This is a genomic window from Paenibacillus hamazuiensis (genome assembly GCF_023276405.1).
GTDB classification, from domain to species: Bacteria; Bacillota; Bacilli; order Paenibacillales; family NBRC-103111; genus Paenibacillus_AF; species Paenibacillus_AF hamazuiensis.
Genome location: NZ_JALRMO010000001.1, coordinates 7,743,935 through 7,761,603 on the forward strand (window position 1 = coordinate 7,743,935; position 17,669 = coordinate 7,761,603).

Consider the following 17,669-nt stretch of genomic DNA (forward strand, 5'->3'; position numbering starts at 1 on the left):
TTTGTTTCGCATGCAATATTAAAAAGAGGTGCGGGAAGAGGCTGGCAGCAATGATAAAAGAAAGCGGAAAAGGTGCGGTGTGGCCGGCGGAATGGCGGTCTTACCGCGATGCGGTAAGCGGAGTGGAGGTGCGGCAGCTGACGGATTACCAGGCGCACAGCTATCATTTGTATTTTACCGAAAACGGCTGGTATGACGGCGGAAAGAAGCTGCTTTTCGTATCGGACCGCGGCAACCGGACAAATCTGTTCAGCATCCGATTGGACACCGGAGAGATTACGCAGCTGACGGATCTGCCTTGCGGCAGCGATTTTCTGAGCGCATGTCTCAATCCGGCGGGAACGAAGGCGTATTACAAGACGGGAAAAACGGTCGTAGAGCTCGACATGGCGACGCTGGGGGAAAGGCCGCTCTATGAAGGGCCGGAAGGCTTCAATGTCGGGCAGCTGTGCGTTTCGGCGGATGGCCGGCATGTGCTGACCTCCTTGAACGAAGATTTGTCGCACCGTGTGCGCATCGACTTGAGCAACGGCTACATTGGGCACCGGGAAGTGATGGAGGCAAGGCCGTTGTCGCGAATTATCCGCATCCCTGCGGCCGGAGGACCGGCTGAGACGATGGTGGAGGAGAACGATTGGATTGGCCATGTGAACGCCTCCCCGATCGATCCCCACCTTCTGACCTACTGCCATGAAGGTCCGTGGCATCTCGTCGATCACCGCATTTGGGGCTGCGATTTGAGCACGGGGCGCACTTGGGCCATCCGCCCCCGCCGGGAGGAGCTCGAGATGGTCGGCCATGAGTTTTGGCATGCGGACGGAAAGCGTATCGGTTATCATGGCTTCCGCACCGACGGCACCGGCTTTTTCGGCTCTATCGGGCTTGATAATACCGGAGAAGAGGAGGTCGAGTTCGCTTTCCGCAATTGGCATGCGTATGCCGAAGGCATTTCGCAGGTCGTAGTGGATGGGAAAGCGCCGCTGAACGAGCTGATTTACTGGCGTCGCATCGGCGATACGTACTCGGGGCCGAAGCGGCTGGCCGAGCACCGATGCAGCTTCCACGTGCAGAAGGTGCATGTGCATCCGCGCTTCAGTCCGGACGGCAAACAGCTTCTGTATACGAGCGACCGGAACGGATACGCCAATCTGTATTTGCTCGACATCCCTGAGGAGGCGAACGGGCTGCCGGATTACGAGAATAGATGAAAACAAGATGCCTCCGTCGCCGGAAAGCTCTTTCCGGTGGGAGGCATTTTTACTAAAAAGTATACGAAAAACTATACGTTAGTATAATACACCGTTCGGCCCAAACACGGTATATTGGAGGGAAATGAAGCAAATGTGACGGAGGAAGAAATGCGATGATACGTATCCTTATTGCCGAGCACGTGATGCTGATGCGCCAAGGTTTGCAAAAAATGTTATCGATGGAAAGCGAGATACATATCGTAGGGGAAGCCTTGTCCGGCGAACAAGCCGTCGATATGACGGATCGCCTTGAGCCGGACGTGGTGCTGATGAATATTCGGCTGCCGGGTGATGCGATTGTTCATGTGAAAAAAATCAAAGCGCTGCGTCCGGAAACGGCTGTTCTGCTGATGACGACGGTAACCGAGGAGGAAAGCATCGTTGAAGGGCTGGCCGGCGGTGCGACCGGTTTTCTGTCCATGGACCAGCCCTTCGATCGAGTGCTTCATACGATCCGCGCGGCAGCGGCGGGACATTTTTTGCTATCGCCGGCCGCCGTCGCTGCGCTGGTGGACCGGCTTCGTTTTGCCGAAACCGGCGCATTCACTGCCCTCGAAGGAGCTTGGCGCAGCAAGGAGAAGTCGATATTGTCGCGTAAGGAAGCATCCGTTGCAAAGCTGATGCGGGAAGGCAAGAAAAATCGGGAAATCGCCGAACAACTGCTGATCAGCGAAGGTACAGTGAAAAATTACGTCAGCTCCATCTACGGAAAAATCGGCACAAGCGACAGAAAGCTGGCCATCATGAAGCTGCAGCGGCTGCAGAAGGGGTAAAGGCACCGCCGCGCATGCTTTAACCGGCAGTATTCCGCCGGAAGGGTTTACACCTTGACAGAGCGAATGGAAAAAACCATAAAATTTAGCGGAGCATTTGATACGTCAAACGCGCAATGTCGGCGAATAGCCGCCATCACGCCGTGGCGCATCTCTTGCTCCGCTCTTCTTTTGCGGGAGCCCGCAGCCGCCGGGTGACATGGTCCGGCGGCGTCATCCGGCGCTCGCCGCACCGGCCGCCGCTAGAGCAAAAACATCGCAACGATCGTCGTCACGCCCAGTCCGATCAAGACGGGTTTCAGGTTGCGGCGCGCAAGCTCGAACGGATCGACGCCGCAGATGGCCGCCGCCGGGATGAGCGCCCACGGAATCAGCGTGCCGCCGCCGACCCAGATCGCGGAAATTTGCCCGAGCGCGGTCAGCGTCGCGATGCCTGAACCGATGGCGGCTGCGAACAGATGCGCGATCGAGCCGGCGAGCGAGATGCCGGAGAAGCCGGAGCCGTCGAGGCCCGTGATCGCGCCGACCGCCGTCAGCGTCACTGCGCCGATGGCGCCGTTCAGCGGCACGACGGACGCGAGCGCGACGCCGAGGTCGTTGACGATGCCGTGCGAGCCGGCTGGCAGCGTTTGGCCGAACAGCTCGGTGAACGCTGAATCGCCGAGATAGAAAAACGCCGCGATCGGAATGACGGGGCCGAATACTTTGAAGCCGAAGTGGAACCCTTCGACCAAATATTCCGTAGCCCGCTCCAGGCCGGCTCCCTGATGGGCAAGCAGCGCGATCAGCAGCATGATGAGCAGCGCCGTGCCGCCGACAAGCGCGGTCGCATCGCCGCCCTGCAGCTTAAGGAGCGACATCGCGACGACGTCCGCGGCGAACAGAATCGGGATCAGCACCGCGAGGAACACCTTGCTGCCGTTGGAGAGGGCGACCGTGCCGGCTTCGTGCGGCCTCGCGACCGGCTCGGCTTGCCCAGCCGCTGCAGGGAGCGCACCGCGTTTCATATCGCGGCGCAGCATATAGAACGCGGCCACGGTTGTCACCGCGCCCATCACGATGACGAGCGGCACGCTCGCCTGGATCACGTCGCCGACCGGGATGCCGGCGGCATCTGCGGTCAGCTTCGGCGCGCCCTGGATGACGAAGTCGCCGGACAGCGCGATGCCGTGTCCGAACAGATTCATCGCCATCGCCACGCCAAGCGCCGGGAGACCGGCGCGGATCGCGACGGGCAGCAGCACGGCCCCCATCAGCGCGACCGCCGGGGACGGCCAGAAAAACCACGAGATGACCATCATCAGCAGGCCGATCGTCCAAAAGGCAAGTCCCGGCGTCCGGATCAGCTTGACGAACGGGGAAATCATCACTTCGTTGATACCGGTGCGCGTCAGCACCCGGCTCATCCCCACGATGATCGAGATGATGAGTATGGTGCCGAGCAGTTCTTTAATGGCATAAATAAAGCTGTTAAACACCCCGCTGATCGAGTGGCTGAGCGACTGCGTCGCAATGAGACCGAGCGCGAAAATGCCGACGACGCAGAGCAGCGTCGTATCCCGCCTCATGACCATAAAACCGATGATCAGCACGATAAACAGCAAATACACCCAATGCAGGGAAACCAGTTCAATACCCATGGGTATCGCCTCCATGATAAACGCCTAGTCGTAGTACATCATATGTACGGGCGCTTAAAAGGTGCGAAAGACAAGGCAAGAACGTCCAACCCCTTTTTTGATTCTATGAATATATTATTCTTAAGAAATTTGAAAGGAGGTGAGGGCATGGCCGATATGGGAGAACAAAGAGAAACCGAACATCGGATTACGCAGCTCGAGGCGGCGGTGAAGCAATCTGTGGAAAGGCTGAATGCCCACGACAAGGCGTTTGAAAAAATCAACGAAAAAGTGGAAGACATCGTCAAACTTCTGAGCGCCCGCCCCACCTGGTTGATTACGATTCTGCTGACCGTGCTCACAACGACGACGGCCAGTTTGATTGTATATGTGACGACACAGCACCGCTGATGCGGGTTATTTTTTTCGAAACCGGCGTATAACGGGCGCAAAACTGCTCAACCTTGATACATGGAGGAGTAGCATATGGCCCAAATTATCGTAGTGGACGACGACGCCCATATCCGTGAGCTGATGAAATATTACCTGCAGCAGGAAGGTTTTGAAGTACGCGAGGCGGAGAATGGAAAAGAAGCGCTCCGGGCGGTGGCGGACGGCAAGGTCGATCTGGTCATTCTCGACATCATGATGCCGGAGATGGACGGATGGAATTTGTGCCGCGAGCTGCGCCGGGATTACCCCGATTTGCCGCTGCTGATGGTGACCGCCAAAGGAGAGACCGGGCACAAGGTGAAAGGCTTTCAGCTTGGCGCCGACGATTATGTGGTCAAACCGTTCGATCCGCCCGAGCTTGTGGCGCGTGTAAAAGCGGTCATGAAGCGTTACCGCATCGAATCGTCGCAGAAGCTGCAGATCAAGGACGTCGAGCTCAGCCGGATCAGCTTCGAGGTGAAGCGGGGAGAGGAACGGACGATGCTGCCGCCTAAGGAGTTCGAGCTGCTCTTCATGCTGGCGAGCCATCCGGGGCAAATTTTCACCCGCAACCAGCTGATCGAGCACATTTGGGGCATCGATTACGAAGGCGACGACCGGACCGTCGATGTGCACATCAAACGGCTGAGGGAACGATTTCCCGAGGACACGTCGCCGTTCGCGATCGTGACGGTGCGCGGACTCGGCTACCGGCTGGAGCTGAAGCCATGATCCGCACCTTGTACGGCCGCGTCGTTTTGACGTTTTTGGCGGCGGTGGTGTTCGGACTGATCGCTTCCTTTTTTATTACGACGTACCTTTACCGCGACCGCGTGGCGAAGGAAATCCAGGAGGAGATGCTGTCGGCCGGGACCGAGATGGTCAAGCTGTACGCGAGGCTCGGCACGGGCGACATCGGGGCGTTCATCCAAAGCATGAACGCAGTGGGCAGCTACAATGTCAGCCTGCTGCGGCCCCCCGGCGCAAGCGACGGGGAGATGCGGCCTCCGCCGGGAATTACACCGGAAATCGCCGGCAAGGTGCTGCGCGGAGAGATTTACCGCGGCGGCGCCGCGGACCCGGGGCGCATCATCGTCGGTATCCCGTTTCGGATCGGCGGCGAGCCGAATGCGATTTTTATGGAAGCGTCGCGCAACCGGTGGGAAACGTGGCTCGTTCCGATCATACACACGTCGCTGGCTATTACGCTGGCGGCGGGAAGCTTGTTTATTTTTGTCGCCGCCCAATATCTCGTAAAGCCGCTGCGCGCGATGACGGCCGCGACCCGGCGTCTTGCGAGAGGCGATTTTAACGTGGAAATGAAGTGGAACAGGCGTCGTGACGAAATCGGGGAGCTGTCGCAAAGCTTCCAGCATATGGTTTCGGAGCTGAGGCAGCTGGAGCAGATGAGGCAGGACTTCGTATCGAACGTTTCGCATGAGATTCAGTCTCCGCTCACTTCGATTTCCGGTTTTTCCAAAGCGCTGCGGAATAAAGACATGCCTGAGGAAGAGCGGTTGCACTATCTGGATATCATCCGTACGGAAAGCGAGCGCTTGTCTCGGTTGAGCGAAAATTTGCTCAAGCTTGCTTCGCTCGAATCCGAGCGGCATCCGTTTCATCCGCGCACCTACGACCTGGACGAGCAGCTGCGCCATGTCGTCGTCGCCTGTGCACCGCAGTGGATGGAAAAGACGATCGAGCTGGACGTCGATTTGCCGCCGCTGAAAATTCACGCCGACGAAGACCAGCTCAGCCAGGTGTGGCTGAATCTGCTCGGCAACAGCATCAAATTTACGCCGCCCGGCGGCAAGATCCGAATCCGCGCCGCAGCCGGCACGCGGGAGATTGGCGTATCGATCGCCGATAACGGCATCGGCATCAGCCAAGCGGACCGCGAGCGGATTTTCGAGCGCTTCTTCAAAGCGGACCGCTCCCGGAACCGTACGCTAAGCGGCAGCGGACTCGGGCTCGCGATCGCTCACAAGATCGTCGCGCTGCACGGCGGGCGCATCGAAGTCGACAGCGAGCCGGGACGCGGCTCAGTGTTTACCGTTATTTTGCCCGGATATACGAAATAACCCTTGGTTTTGCGGGAGCGTTGAAACAGACGAGTTCCCGGGCCGAGGGTTATTTGCGTTTTTGCGTGATTTGGTAGTTTCCGGCAAGCGGGGTCCGGTTCACATTCAGTTCATATTGGCCCGTTATGGTGAGGAATATGCTGCAGGACCAAGGAGGGACACCATGAACAAGCTGACCGGCTTCTCCATGAAAAACATATCGGCGGTCATTATCATCATCGCCTTGTTGTTCGGGGGAGGCATTTACTCCGCATCGACGCTGAAGGTGGAAAACATGCCGGACGTGTCGTTTCCGGTCGTGCTGATCACGACCACGTACATGGCTCCGCCGAAGGACGTCATGGACGAAATCACCAAACCGATCGAAGATAAGATCGCCAACATCGGGGGCATCAATACGTTATCTTCGACGTCCAGCGATAACGTTTCGACGGTTATCGTGGAGTTCGAGCAAAATACCGACACGGATAAAAAGAAGCAGGATATCGAAAGCCTGCTGCAGGACGTGAAGCTGCCGAGCACGGCGGACCGGCCGAAAGTATCGACGTTCGGTTTCGCTTCGATACCCGTATATTACCTGGCGGTTTATGCCGACAACGGCATGAGCCAGACGGAGCTCGACAAGATTTATGAAGATACGATCAAGCCGGGATTCGAAGGGATCAAAGGCGTCGACCATATCGACTCCATCGGAGCCCGGGAAACGTCGCTTGACATCCAGCTTGATGCGGATGCGATCGCCGCTCTCGGCATGACGCCGACGCAGGTGAGCACAGCGCTGAAAAGCGCCCTCTCCACCGGCCCGATCGGAACCGTCGAATTTGACGGCAATACGAAAATGGCCCGCGTGACGGGCGATTTGGACAGCCTGTACAACCTGGAAAACATGGAAATCACCACGGGGCGGGGCGATACCGTCACGCTCGGGGAAATTTCCAAAGTCAAAGCCGTCACCGATTCGGATTTCATCGCAAGGCTGGACAACAAACCGGCGCTCGGCATCCATTTGTACAAAACGAAGGACGCCAACGCCGTGGAATTTTCCAACTCAGCCGACCAGCTGATCAAAGGCTGGCAGCAGACGCTTCCGAATGTGACGTTCAAATCGATCTACAACAGCGCCGATCAGGTTAAGGAATCGATCAGCGGCATGCTGCGCGAAGGCATATCGGGGGCGCTGCTCGCCTCGCTGATGATTTTGCTGTTCCTGCGCAACGGGCGGATGACGATGATCGTGCTTGTTTCGATCCCGCTGTCGATCCTCATTACGCTGCTGATGTTGGGTCAGTTCGGCATATCGCTCAACATCATGACGCTGGGAGGCATGTTCATTGCCGTCGGACGTGTCGTCGACGACAGTATCGTGGTTATTGAAAATATTTATTCGGCGCTGCAAAAAGCGCATGAGCGCAGCGAGTCGGTCATCCTGATGGCGACGAAGCAGGTGGCGATGGCGATCACATCGTCGACGCTGGCGACGGTAGGCGTGTTTGCGCCGATCGGGTTTGTCAGCGGCATCGTCGGCGAATTTTTCCGCCCGTTTGCGATTACGATCGGCTGCGCGCTGCTCGCTTCCTTGCTGGTGGCACTCACCGTCATACCGATGATGGCCAAGCTGCTCGTGCTGCGCGGCGGCAAAATCCCGCATCACGACGAAACGAAGCGCGGCCGCGTCCAGGCTTTGTACGAGCGCGTGCTCGGCTGGAGCTTGAACCATCGGATCAAAACGCTGCTGATCGCAGGTTTGCTGTTTGTCGTTTCGATCGCGGCGATCGTGCCGAACCTGGCCGTCAGCTTCGTGCCGGACAGCGAGCCGGAGCGGCAGATGTATTTTGAAATCAAGCTGCCGTATGAAACTTCGCTTGAAAGCACCGACCAGAAAGCCAAGGAAATCGAAGCGATGCTGCAAAATGCGAAAGACACCAAGGGCGAGCCGCTCTTTACTTTCGTCGAGTCGCTTGTCGGCTATAACGGCAAAACCGATCAGGTAGCGTACGCTGCCGAGATTTACACGGAAGTGAACAAGAATGCCGATCCGGAAAAAGTGAAAAAAGAATATACCGACGCGATATTATACGATCTGCCGAAGGGCTCCGAGGTGACGCCGAAGACGCTCGCCGGAGGCGGAGGAGGCGTATCGTCGACCGATTTCTCCTACTCGCTGAAGGGCGACGACCAGAAGCTGCTCGAGCAGGCCGCGGCTACCGTTAAGGAAAAGCTCAAGGAGTTCCCGGAACTGAGCGAAGTCGAGGATTCCTTAAGCGATTCGAAGACCGAGGTGCAAATCGCCGTCGACCAAAGCAAAGCCAGAGCGTTCGGCCTCAGCTCCGCGCAAATCCGCGATGCGGCCCGCAGCTGGATTCAGAAGGACAACCTCGGTGATTTGAAGTTCGATAACATCACCTACAAGACGACGGTGGAGCTGAATCAAGACGATAAAAACTCGCTCGAGCAGCTCGGCAAAATGCCGCTGAAAACGGCGAACGGCACGACCGTTTACTTGAACGAAGTCGCCAAGCTGACCGAGGTGCAGGCGCCGGCCGCGCTGCAGCGGGAAAGCAAGGAGCAGGTCGTGAAAATTACGGCAAAAATCGACTCGTCCAACAAATCCGGCGTCAGCAACAAAGTGAGCGCCGAATTGGCGAAGGTGGAGCTGCCGGACGGCGTTTCCCGCGAAGTCAAAGGCGTTGCCGCCGACATTCAGGACAGCTTTTCCCAGCTGTTCGTCGCGATGGCCGTCGCGGTCTTCGTCGTGTATCTGGTTATGGTGCTTGCTTTCGGCAATGCCGGGGCGCCGTTTGCGATTTTGTTCTCGCTGCCGCTGGCGGCGATCGGCGGGTTGCTTGGTTTATTTTTGACCAAGGAGTCGCTGAATATTACGTCGTTGATCGGCTTTATGATGCTGATCGGGATTGTCGTGACAAACGCCATTGTGCTGATCGACCGCGCCCAACAGCTGCGCGAGGAAGGCTACACTGTCCGCCATGCGCTGATGGAAGCCGGCATGGTGCGCCTGCGGCCGATCATCATGACCGCCGGAGCGACCATTGTTGCGCTGCTGCCGCTGGCGCTCGGTTTTTCCAAAGGGACGCTTATCTCCAAAGGGCTGGCGGTCGTAGTTATCGGGGGGCTGACGACTTCGACGATTCTTACTCTTGTTGTCGTTCCCGTCGTTTATGAGCTCATCGAATCGTTCAAAGCTCGGGTCGGGCGCTGGTTTAACCGCAAGCCGAAAGGCGAATCCGGCACGAAGCTAAGCATGTAGCGAAGGAGGATTTTTAACCATATGGATCAGGTGATGGGAAAAAAGGGATGGCGCGCTGCGGCGCTGCTTGCGCTTGTCGCCTTGCTCGCGGCGGGCTGCGCTCCGAAAACGGACGTAACCGCTGCGTCGGTTTCGGAAAACAGGCCGGTCAAGGTGGCCAAGGCCGTCAAAATGAGCATGGGCGATCCGAAGGAGCAGATCGCGGATATCTTCGCTTCGTCCCAGGTCGATCTTGTGCCGAAAGCGGACGGGCAGGTGCTTGAGGTGCTGAAGCATAAAGGCGATACGGTGCATGAGGGCGATGTGATTTTTCGCATCGATACGAAGGATGTCCAGGTGCAGAAGGAAAAAAGCGAGGTGGCGCTGCAGGGCGCGGAGGAGTCTTTGCAAAAGGCGCGCGAGGATTTGCAGAACAACCGCACCGATCTGCAAAACTCGATCGCCAAGGCGCAGCAGCAGCTGGACAGCGTGACGAAGGATTACAACAAGATGCGCAACGATTACGATGCGGGCCTGGTGACCAAACGCCAGGTGGAGCAGGCGGAAAATACGGTAAACAGCGCGCGGATGGATTTGCAGGGTCTGCAAAACAAGCTGGCGGCGCTCGATTCGCCGAGTACGCTGTCGGCCGCGGAAACGCAGGTGAACTCGTCGCGGCTCGCCCTGCAGGACGTTAACAACACGCTCGCCAATTACGAGGTCAAAGCGCCGATCAGCGGCGTGCTGACCGATCTTGCCGCCGATGTCGGCATGACCGTATCCCGCACCGGCAAAATCGGGCAAATCCAGCAAACCGGCTCGGTCAAGCTGAAGGCCGATTTGACCGAATCGGCGGTTAAGCTGATCGGCAGCAAGCAGGAGCTTGTTTATTACACGACCGACAATCCGTCGCTTAAGAGCAAGGCGAAGATCACTTATCTCGCGAGTGCGATGAACAGCCAAACGAAGCTTTACGCTTTGGAGCTGGAGGCGCCTAACGACGACGGGCTGCTGAAATCGGGCGGCCGCGCCATGGTGCAGCTGACGACGGAAGACGAGGAAATGTCCGTCGCCGTGCCGTCCTTAAGCATTGTGCGTGAAGGAGCGGATGCGTTTGTGTTTGTGGTGAAGGGGGACGGCACGGTCGAGAAACGGAAGATCAAGACCGGCCGGATCAAGGACGCGAACCAGGAGGTGCTCGAAGGTTTGCAGCCGGGTGAGCAGATCGTCGTTTCCGGCCAGCACCAGCTGAAGGACGGGCAAAAGGTCGAAGTGTCCAAAGATGCGGCGAAGTAACTTGTTCAGCCCGGGCAATTGGCTGAGAGGCGGGAAAAGCGTCTCTCGGCCCGGGTACCGTGCCTGGGTAGTGGCTGAGAGTCGGGAAAACCGCCTCTCAGGTCGAATACGGCCCCGGCTGGAGCCGGAAGCCAGGTTGAGAGGTGGGAAACCCGTCTCTCGGCCCGGGTACCGTGCCCGGCTAGTGGCCGAGAGTCGGAAAAACCGCCTCTCAGGTCGAATACGGCCCCGGCTGGAGCCGGAGGCCAGGCTGAGAGTCGGGAAAACGTTCTCTCGGCCCGGGTACCGTGCCTGGGTAGTGGCCGAGAGTCGGAAAAACCCCAAACAAGTGCACGCGCGCCCCTGCATTTTATCTATGACAAAATTCTTTCTTCTTAGGAGGCAATGCAAATGAACAATCACTGGAGAATTACTTTGGCAGCGCTCATGATCGCGGCTTCCACGCTTCCGGCAGGCTTGCCGGCGATGGCGGACGGCGACGCAGCTGCTGTGAGCGCAGCATCGGATACAGCATTCACGGTATCAGCAGCCTCAGCCACAGATACTTCCGCCGACCCCGCTGCTGTGCCGACTGAAGACTCGGCAGCGGGTATAGCAGCCCCGGTAGATGCCCCGGCAGCCACAGCGCCGGCACCGGCGGCCCCGGTAGACGCGCCGGCAGCCCCGGTAGACGCGCCGGCAGCCTCAGCGGTACCAGCAGCCGCGGCAGAAACGCCGGCAGCCTCAGCCGCGTCGGCACCGGCAGCATCGGCCGTGGCTCCGGCAAATGTGCAAGCAGCCTCGACTTCGGCTGCCGCTCCCGCGGCTCCGACCAACACCGTATATCCGCTGACCGATTCGATTCAAGCGGAGCTGAAGAGCCTGTCGCTCAGCAAGACGGCAACCGGCACGACGATAGGCGCCGCCGTTCGCCTGCGCAACACAGCTACGCAGATGAACCGCGTGCCGGACTACGAGCTGCGCGTGAAGCTGGCGGACGGCAGCGAATATACGATGCAGGCGAGCGCGACAAACGAGCGTTCGATCCAGGCGAAGGAAAACGCAGATATGACGTATATGGTCACGATCGATCGCCAGGACGAGCTGACGGTTACCGGGGTGAGCTTCACGCAAGTCGACGAATATGTTTATCCGAAGCAGGAAACGGTGCTGCTGCAAATACCGGCCGCGTCGGTGTGGAACGGCTCCAAAGCCGACATCACGGACCCTTCGGCGAACAAAGCGTGGGGAGAAACGTTTACGATTCCCGGCTCTGTATCGCCGATCCGCTTCACGCCGACCGAACTGTCGGAGCAAAATGACGACAAAGGAGCAAGAACCGTCGTCGTCACCATGCTCGCTGAAAATCCGGGAGCCGCAAACGAAACGATGTCCGTATTTCGCCTCGACGGAAAAACGGCGGACAAAGTATACACCGGCAGCCGCATTGAGACCGGGGATATTGTTCTTGCACCCGGCGAAAAAAAATACGTGCATTTCGCGATACCGGTCGATAACGGCGCAACGCTGCAAAATCTGCTGCTGATGACCAGCGAGATGTTTACTCCCGCAGCAACCGCGGCGGGCCAAACGAAACCCGCGACGATGATGTTCGACGTCGGACGGTTAAAGCTGGCGATGCCGGCATCCGGCGCCGGAGCCGCTGCGGGAATGACGCCGATACCTTACGCGATCGGCACACCGATTCCGTTTGACCCGCTGAACAAGCTGGTGAACGCAGACACCAAGGTTTCGCTTGTCGAGCTTCACATGCACGGCGGCGACCAGGATGGCTATAAAACCGTCGTCGCCAAGTTCAAGCTGAGCAATGAGAGCAGCTTGACCGTGCCGCTGCCGAACTTCCAAGCGGAGCTTGTCGGTTCGGACGGTTCCGTTTACGCCGGCAGCCGTCAGACGACGACGGCGACGAACTTGATGCCGAACCTGGGCTACGTCATGAATTACTCTTTCATGGTGCCGGATACGGAAAACGGCCAGCAGCTTGCCATCCGGCTGCTGGACAACGTGACGACCGCACCGTACAGCAGTGCGATCGCGGCCGTGCAGACGGCGGTTCAGCAGGATACGGACAGCGACATAATGTCGTTTTATCCGTTTACGGTGAAGCTGAACGACTGGCAGCTGAGCGCTTTTACCAACGGCGGCGTCGGGCAGGGGCTCACCTACTCTTACAAAATGAAGCTCGATCTGACCGTCAGCCAGGAGGACAATGTCGTGGTCGATCAAAACTTCTCGAAGTTCAAAATCGAGCTCGTCGATGGCCTCGGCCGCACGTTAGGCTCAGAAACGGTTCCTTTTGTCGGGGCGAACAAGCTGATCAGCGGCGAGCAGACCGTGCAGATCGGCAATTTGAAAACCGAGCAGCTTGAGTACCCGCTGACGATCAACCTTTACGAATCGATAGATACGCCAAACGGAGAAGTGAAGCGCCTTGTCAAGACGCTGAAGCAGTAACCCGCGCGAAATCTCAAAAAAGCTCCTGCCCGAGGCCAGTCCTTGAACGGACGGCATCGACGGGAGCTTCTTTTTTTAACGCCAGGAAATGAGGTGCAGCTCATTTTTGCCGGTTTGTTCACTCCTTATTCCGCCAATCCCCCGGGTGTAAGCCGGGAAACTCCTTCGGTAATAAGCGTCAGAATATGGTCCGTCATCTGATCGATCGTGCACATGCTTTTAGCCATACTCCATTCGACCGCCGCTCCGAAAATCATCCAGCTGACCATAAACGACATCGCCTTGGTCGGCACGCGCCAATCCGCTTCTTGCGAAGAAACCTCCCCCAGCCACTTCATAAGTAGTCCGGCAAGCGTCTCCTGAACCGCGCGTTCAAAAAGCGGGTCAAGCTCCTCTATCCGATAGCAGCGGCGGCACGCATCTTCGAAATGCAGCAGAATCGTCCGGATCAGCAGCCGCAAGTTGCTCCGGCTCCAACCGGAGTCCGGCGGCAAGCTGGTTTCCAGCAAATTTTGAAAATTCTCGCGAATAATGGAATCGGCCAAAGCGTATTTATCCGGAAAATGTGCATAAAAGGTCCCCCGGTTCACATCGGCGCGGTCCGTAATGTCCTGAATCGTGACCGAATGGAACCCCTTTTCCCCCATAAGCTCGATGAAAGCCTGTTTGATAAGCCGAACCGATCTTTTGGCGCGTCGGTCGATACTTTTGGTTTGCGTCTCCATGTTTAACCCCCCTTTAAGGATTATTTTTCCGACAATTATCAAAATGCGTTGAATAACGGGCAAAGGCGAGATATTGTTTATTGATTATATTTTAATCGTACGTTAGCATGATAAGCAATGATTGATGTTTAACAAATTAATGAACGTTAATCAACAAGTGTCGGCGAAATGCAGTGGCATTTTGCCTATGAAGGAGGCGCTTAGGTGGGGAAAACAGTCGGTGAAACGATGAAAGCTATACGGTACCATGTCTTTGGCGCTCCGGATGTGCTGCGTTACGAAGACGCGCCTCGTCCTGCCGCGGGACCGGGAGAAGCGCTCGTCCGCATAGCCGCCGCAGGAGTCAATCCCGGAGACTGGCAAATCCGCTCAGGACTTGCCGCCAAACGCTTCGGCTTCGCCTTCCCGCTTCCGATTATACCGGGATACGACTTTTCGGGTATCGTGGAGGCGGTTCATCCCGATGTGACCGCTTTTCGCGAAGGGGATGCCGTTTTCGGGATGACGGGCACCGGTAGAACTTACGCAGAATACGCTGCGGTTCCGGTGACGAACATGGCGCATAAACCGAAGTCGATCGATCATGACCAGGCGGCGGGAATTCCGATGTCGGCTTTTACCGCATGGATCGCGCTGTTTGAACAGGGCGGTCTGCAAAAAGGGCAAACCGTGCTGGTGAACGGAGCGGCCGGCGGGGTCGGACATTTTGCCGTTCAACTGGCCAAAATGGCGGGAGCCGAAGTGATCGGCGTCGCTTCGGGACGCAATGAGCGATTCGTACGGCAGCTCGGCGCCGACCGCTTTATCGATTATACCGTTACATCGGCAGATCAAACGACTGTGCAGGCCGATCTGGTGCTGGATACGGTTGGCGGCGAGGACGGGAGCCGCTTGTTCGCGGCACTCAAGCCGGGCGGAACGCTCGTACCGGTAGCCTGGGGTCAATATTCCGCCGAGCAAGCTGCCGAAGCTTCGGTCAACTTGAAAGCTATGGTCTTGGCTCCGTTCGATGGGGCGAAGCTGGCCGACATTGCCGGCTTGATCGACGATGGCCGTCTGAAAGCGACGATTCACACTATCCTGCCTTTGCAGGAAGCGGCTAAAGCGCACGAACTGAGCGAAAGCCGGCGCCTTACCGGAAAAATCGTACTGCGTGTGGCGGAGTAAGGGCGGGTTGAGTCAGCAGGCGGCGTGGGCCGGGAATTTTTCCTATAACAAAGCTTTCCCACCAGTACCCGCGCCGCGGCATGTTAAGATGGGAAAACTAGAGATAAGGGCCATATTCGGTTATGGGGAGGAGTAACTATGCATCATGCTACGGCCGCCCAGGCGGCGGATGCGCCTACGCTGAATTTGAAGCGGACGGTGCCCTGGATCGTTTATATCATTTTTTTCGGCGTGCTTAACGAGACGATGTTCAATGTGTCGACGCCGAGCATCGCCGCGCAGTTTCAGCTTCAGCCGTCCGGAGTCAGTTGGATCATTACGAGCTTTATCATTTTTTTCGGGATCGGTTCGGTCATTTACGGCAAGCTGTCGGACTTGTACAGTTTGAAAAAGCTGATCACGATCGGCATCATTATTTATACGATCGGTTCTGTTCTTGGCTTCGCGCTGCAGTCGTCATACCTGTTCGTCATTTTGGCGCGGGCTCTGCAAGGAGCGGGCGCTTCAGCGATTCCGGCGCTGATCATGGTCGTCGTTGCGCGTTATTTTTCACCGTCAGACCGGGGGAAAGTGTTCGGCATGCTGACCTCCACCGTTTCGTTCAGCGTCGGCGTCGGCCCGGTCATCGGAGGCTTTATATCGGGTCACTACCACTGGTCGTTCCTGTTTATCGTTCCGGTATTTACACTGATCTCACTGCCGTTTTTCCGCAGCGTTCTTCCGGATGAAGAGCCGCGGCCGGGCCGGGTCGATGTCCCCGGAGCGTTCATGCTCGGTTTCGGCCTTGCTTCGCTTGTGCTGTTCCTGACGTATCCGGAATGGTATTATTTGACGGCCAGCGCCGTCCTGCTGATCGCGTTTGTTTTTCATATCCGCCGTACGCCCGAGCCCTTCATCGAACCGAAGCTGCTGCGCAACCGGCTGTTCCGCGTCGGTCTTATCGTCGGCTTTATCGTGTTCTGCATCGTGATGGGGATCATGTTCGTGCTGCCGCTCTTGCTCAGCAAAATCTACGGTCTCGATACGACGGCGATCGGCTGGATCATGTTCCCGGGCGCGATCAGCGCGGTCGTATTCGGCACGGTGGGAGGCAATCTGGCGGATAAAAAAGGCAGCAGCTTCGTCGTTTATCTGGGTGCAGGTCTGCTGATTGCGAGCTTGCTGCTGATCTCCTGCTTCGTCGGCATGAGCGCCTGGCTGATATCCGGTTCCTTGCTGCTCACCTACATCGGCTTTTCGTTCATCCAAACCGCCTTGTCGAACAGCGTATCGCTTACGCTGAAGATGGAGGAAACCGGTGTCGGGATGGGGTTGTTCAACCTGATCGGCTTCATCTCCGGCGCCGTCGGGACCGCCGTGGTCGGCAAAATACTCGACAGCGAGCTGTTCGATTTCCGCTTCCATCCGCTGGTGGGCGACCCGGCCTCGCAGATGTACGCGAATTTGCTGCTGCTGTTTGCGGTGGTGGTCGCCATCGGCATTTCGCTCTACTACAGGGCGTACGGAAAGAAATCGCAGACTTTGTGAGATCGTAAAAATACCGTAAAAAATATGAGGAGCGCCGGCCCGTTAAAGAGCTGCGCTCCTTTTATTTTTTACGCAATTAAACATTGACCCGGTTAAACACAAACTTGTCCACCACATGCTTGATGCCGTCCTCGTTGTTGCTCAGCGTCACGTAGTCGGCGATCTCTTTGAGCGCCGGAACCGCGTTGCCCATCGCTACGCCGAGTCCGGCGGTCTGCAGCATCTCGCGGTCGTTGAAGCTGTCGCCGATCGCGATCACCTGCGACAGCTCGTAGCCGAAATGCGCGGCGAGCGCGGCCAGCGCGTGTCCCTTCGTGCCCTCGATGTGCACGAACTCGAGAAAATGCGGCTTCGACTTGGTGATGTGCACCTCGTGGCCGATGTGCTTTCTCAGATCCGCCGCGACTTCATCGAGACGCTCCGGATCGTCGATCATCAGCAGCTTCGTGTTCGGTTTGTCCGCCAGTTCGTGAAACGCCGCGTACACCTCGAACGGAATTTTTGACAGCTCCGCGTAGTCGATCGCCTTTTGGTTCGCTTCCTTCACATATAAAACGTCATTGTAATACGACTGCAGATGAAGATCGTGTTCCTCCGCGTAGCGGAACAGAAAATGCGCGGCCGGTCCGGTGACGGCGCGTTCGTATAAAACCTTGCCGTCGATGCTGTTTTTCACCAGCGAGCCCTGGTAGGTGATCAGCGGCACGTTCAGCTCGAGCTGAGCGGCAAGCTGCTTGGCCGAAGCGTACATGCGCCCGGTGGCGAGCGTCACCGTCACCCCGTGCGCGGCCGCTTCGGCAAGGGCTGCCTTGGTGCCGGTGCTCACCTCCCGTTCGTCGTTCAGCAGCGTATCGTCGATGTCGATGGCCATCATTTTGTACATAAGCAGGTCTCTCCTCCGGTTCTCTTTCTGTTCAAATGCTCTCATTATACCTCATTTGCCAAGCGGAGGATAGAGCTTGCGGCCCGGTCCGGGCGTTCCTCCCGCAGACTCGCGGCGATTCTGCCGCTCCTGACACGAAGCGGGTTCACCGCAATCATTCGCTCCCCGGGTACTCACGGTAAACGCCGATTTCTGATATAATGGATGGTATGCAAAAA

At 57.4% G+C, this 17,669-nt stretch carries 13 protein-coding genes; 10 read left to right on the top strand and 3 right to left on the bottom strand.

Annotation, left to right across the window (positions count from 1 at the left end; all coding sequences use genetic code 11):
* The first annotated feature begins 50 nt into the window (after positions 1–50).
* The gene (locus MYS68_RS34210) at positions 51–1,208 is read left to right on the top strand and encodes an oligogalacturonate lyase family protein (protein ID WP_248930016.1); all 1,158 of its coding nucleotides are present in this window, start codon (positions 51–53) and stop codon (positions 1,206–1,208) included.
* Between the two features lie 155 nt (positions 1,209–1,363).
* Positions 1,364–2,023: a LuxR C-terminal-related transcriptional regulator gene (locus MYS68_RS34215; RefSeq protein ID WP_248930017.1), complete on the top strand. Its 660-nt coding sequence runs from the start codon at positions 1,364–1,366 to the stop codon at positions 2,021–2,023.
* Between the two features lie 242 nt (positions 2,024–2,265).
* On the opposite strand, the gene MYS68_RS34220 is transcribed toward MYS68_RS34215, so the two are convergent.
* A complete protein-coding gene (locus tag MYS68_RS34220) occupies positions 2,266–3,663 on the bottom strand; it encodes a hypothetical protein (RefSeq protein WP_248930018.1) in 1,398 nt (465 codons plus the stop codon).
* 147 nt (positions 3,664–3,810) lie between these two features.
* On the opposite strand from MYS68_RS34220, the gene MYS68_RS34225 reads away from it, so the two are divergent.
* The 6 genes from MYS68_RS34225 to MYS68_RS34250 all read left to right on the top strand — a co-directional run bounded on the left by MYS68_RS34225 (position 3,811) and on the right by MYS68_RS34250 (position 13,149).
* The gene (locus MYS68_RS34225) at positions 3,811–4,053 is read left to right on the top strand and encodes a hypothetical protein (RefSeq protein ID WP_248930019.1); all 243 of its coding nucleotides are present in this window, start codon (positions 3,811–3,813) and stop codon (positions 4,051–4,053) included.
* A 75-nt stretch (positions 4,054–4,128) separates the two neighbouring features.
* Positions 4,129–4,806 (top strand): response regulator transcription factor, encoded by a 678-nt coding sequence (locus MYS68_RS34230; protein ID WP_248930020.1) that lies wholly within the window; start codon positions 4,129–4,131, stop codon positions 4,804–4,806.
* On the top strand, positions 4,803–6,155 hold the full coding sequence (locus MYS68_RS34235) for a sensor histidine kinase (RefSeq protein ID WP_248930021.1): 1,353 nt from the start codon (positions 4,803–4,805) through the stop codon (positions 6,153–6,155). Before MYS68_RS34230 ends, MYS68_RS34235 begins: the two co-directional genes overlap by 4 nt.
* Positions 6,156–6,318: 163 nt before the next feature.
* Entirely contained in the window at positions 6,319–9,420 is a 3,102-nt protein-coding gene (locus tag MYS68_RS34240) for an efflux RND transporter permease subunit (protein ID WP_248930022.1), read from the top strand.
* Positions 9,421–9,441: 21 nt separating this feature from the next.
* Positions 9,442–10,695: an efflux RND transporter periplasmic adaptor subunit gene (locus MYS68_RS34245; protein WP_248930023.1), complete on the top strand. Its 1,254-nt coding sequence runs from the start codon at positions 9,442–9,444 to the stop codon at positions 10,693–10,695.
* A gap of 390 nt (positions 10,696–11,085) precedes the next feature.
* Positions 11,086–13,149 carry a hypothetical protein gene (locus MYS68_RS34250; protein ID WP_248930024.1) on the top strand — a complete coding sequence of 688 codons (2,064 nt, stop codon included), beginning with the start codon at positions 11,086–11,088 and terminating at the stop codon, positions 13,147–13,149.
* 125 nt (positions 13,150–13,274) lie between these two features.
* Here the strand turns inward: MYS68_RS34250 and MYS68_RS34255 are convergent, their stop codons facing one another.
* Positions 13,275–13,874, bottom strand: coding sequence for a TetR/AcrR family transcriptional regulator (locus tag MYS68_RS34255; protein ID WP_248930025.1), 600 nt, complete (start codon positions 13,872–13,874; stop codon positions 13,275–13,277).
* 204 nt (positions 13,875–14,078) lie between these two features.
* Between MYS68_RS34255 and MYS68_RS34260 the strand changes: the two genes are divergently transcribed.
* Both MYS68_RS34260 and MYS68_RS34265 read left to right on the top strand, forming a co-directional pair.
* Complete coding sequence (locus MYS68_RS34260) at positions 14,079–15,041, top strand: NADP-dependent oxidoreductase (RefSeq protein WP_248930026.1); 963 nt, start codon at positions 14,079–14,081, stop codon at positions 15,039–15,041.
* A 138-nt stretch (positions 15,042–15,179) separates the two neighbouring features.
* Positions 15,180–16,568, top strand: coding sequence for an MFS transporter (locus tag MYS68_RS34265; protein WP_248930027.1), 1,389 nt, complete (start codon positions 15,180–15,182; stop codon positions 16,566–16,568).
* Between the two features lie 76 nt (positions 16,569–16,644).
* On the opposite strand, the gene MYS68_RS34270 is transcribed toward MYS68_RS34265, so the two are convergent.
* Positions 16,645–17,451 carry a Cof-type HAD-IIB family hydrolase gene (locus tag MYS68_RS34270; RefSeq protein WP_248930028.1) on the bottom strand — a complete coding sequence of 269 codons (807 nt, stop codon included), beginning with the start codon at positions 17,449–17,451 and terminating at the stop codon, positions 16,645–16,647.
* Positions 17,452–17,669 lie beyond the last annotated feature (218 nt).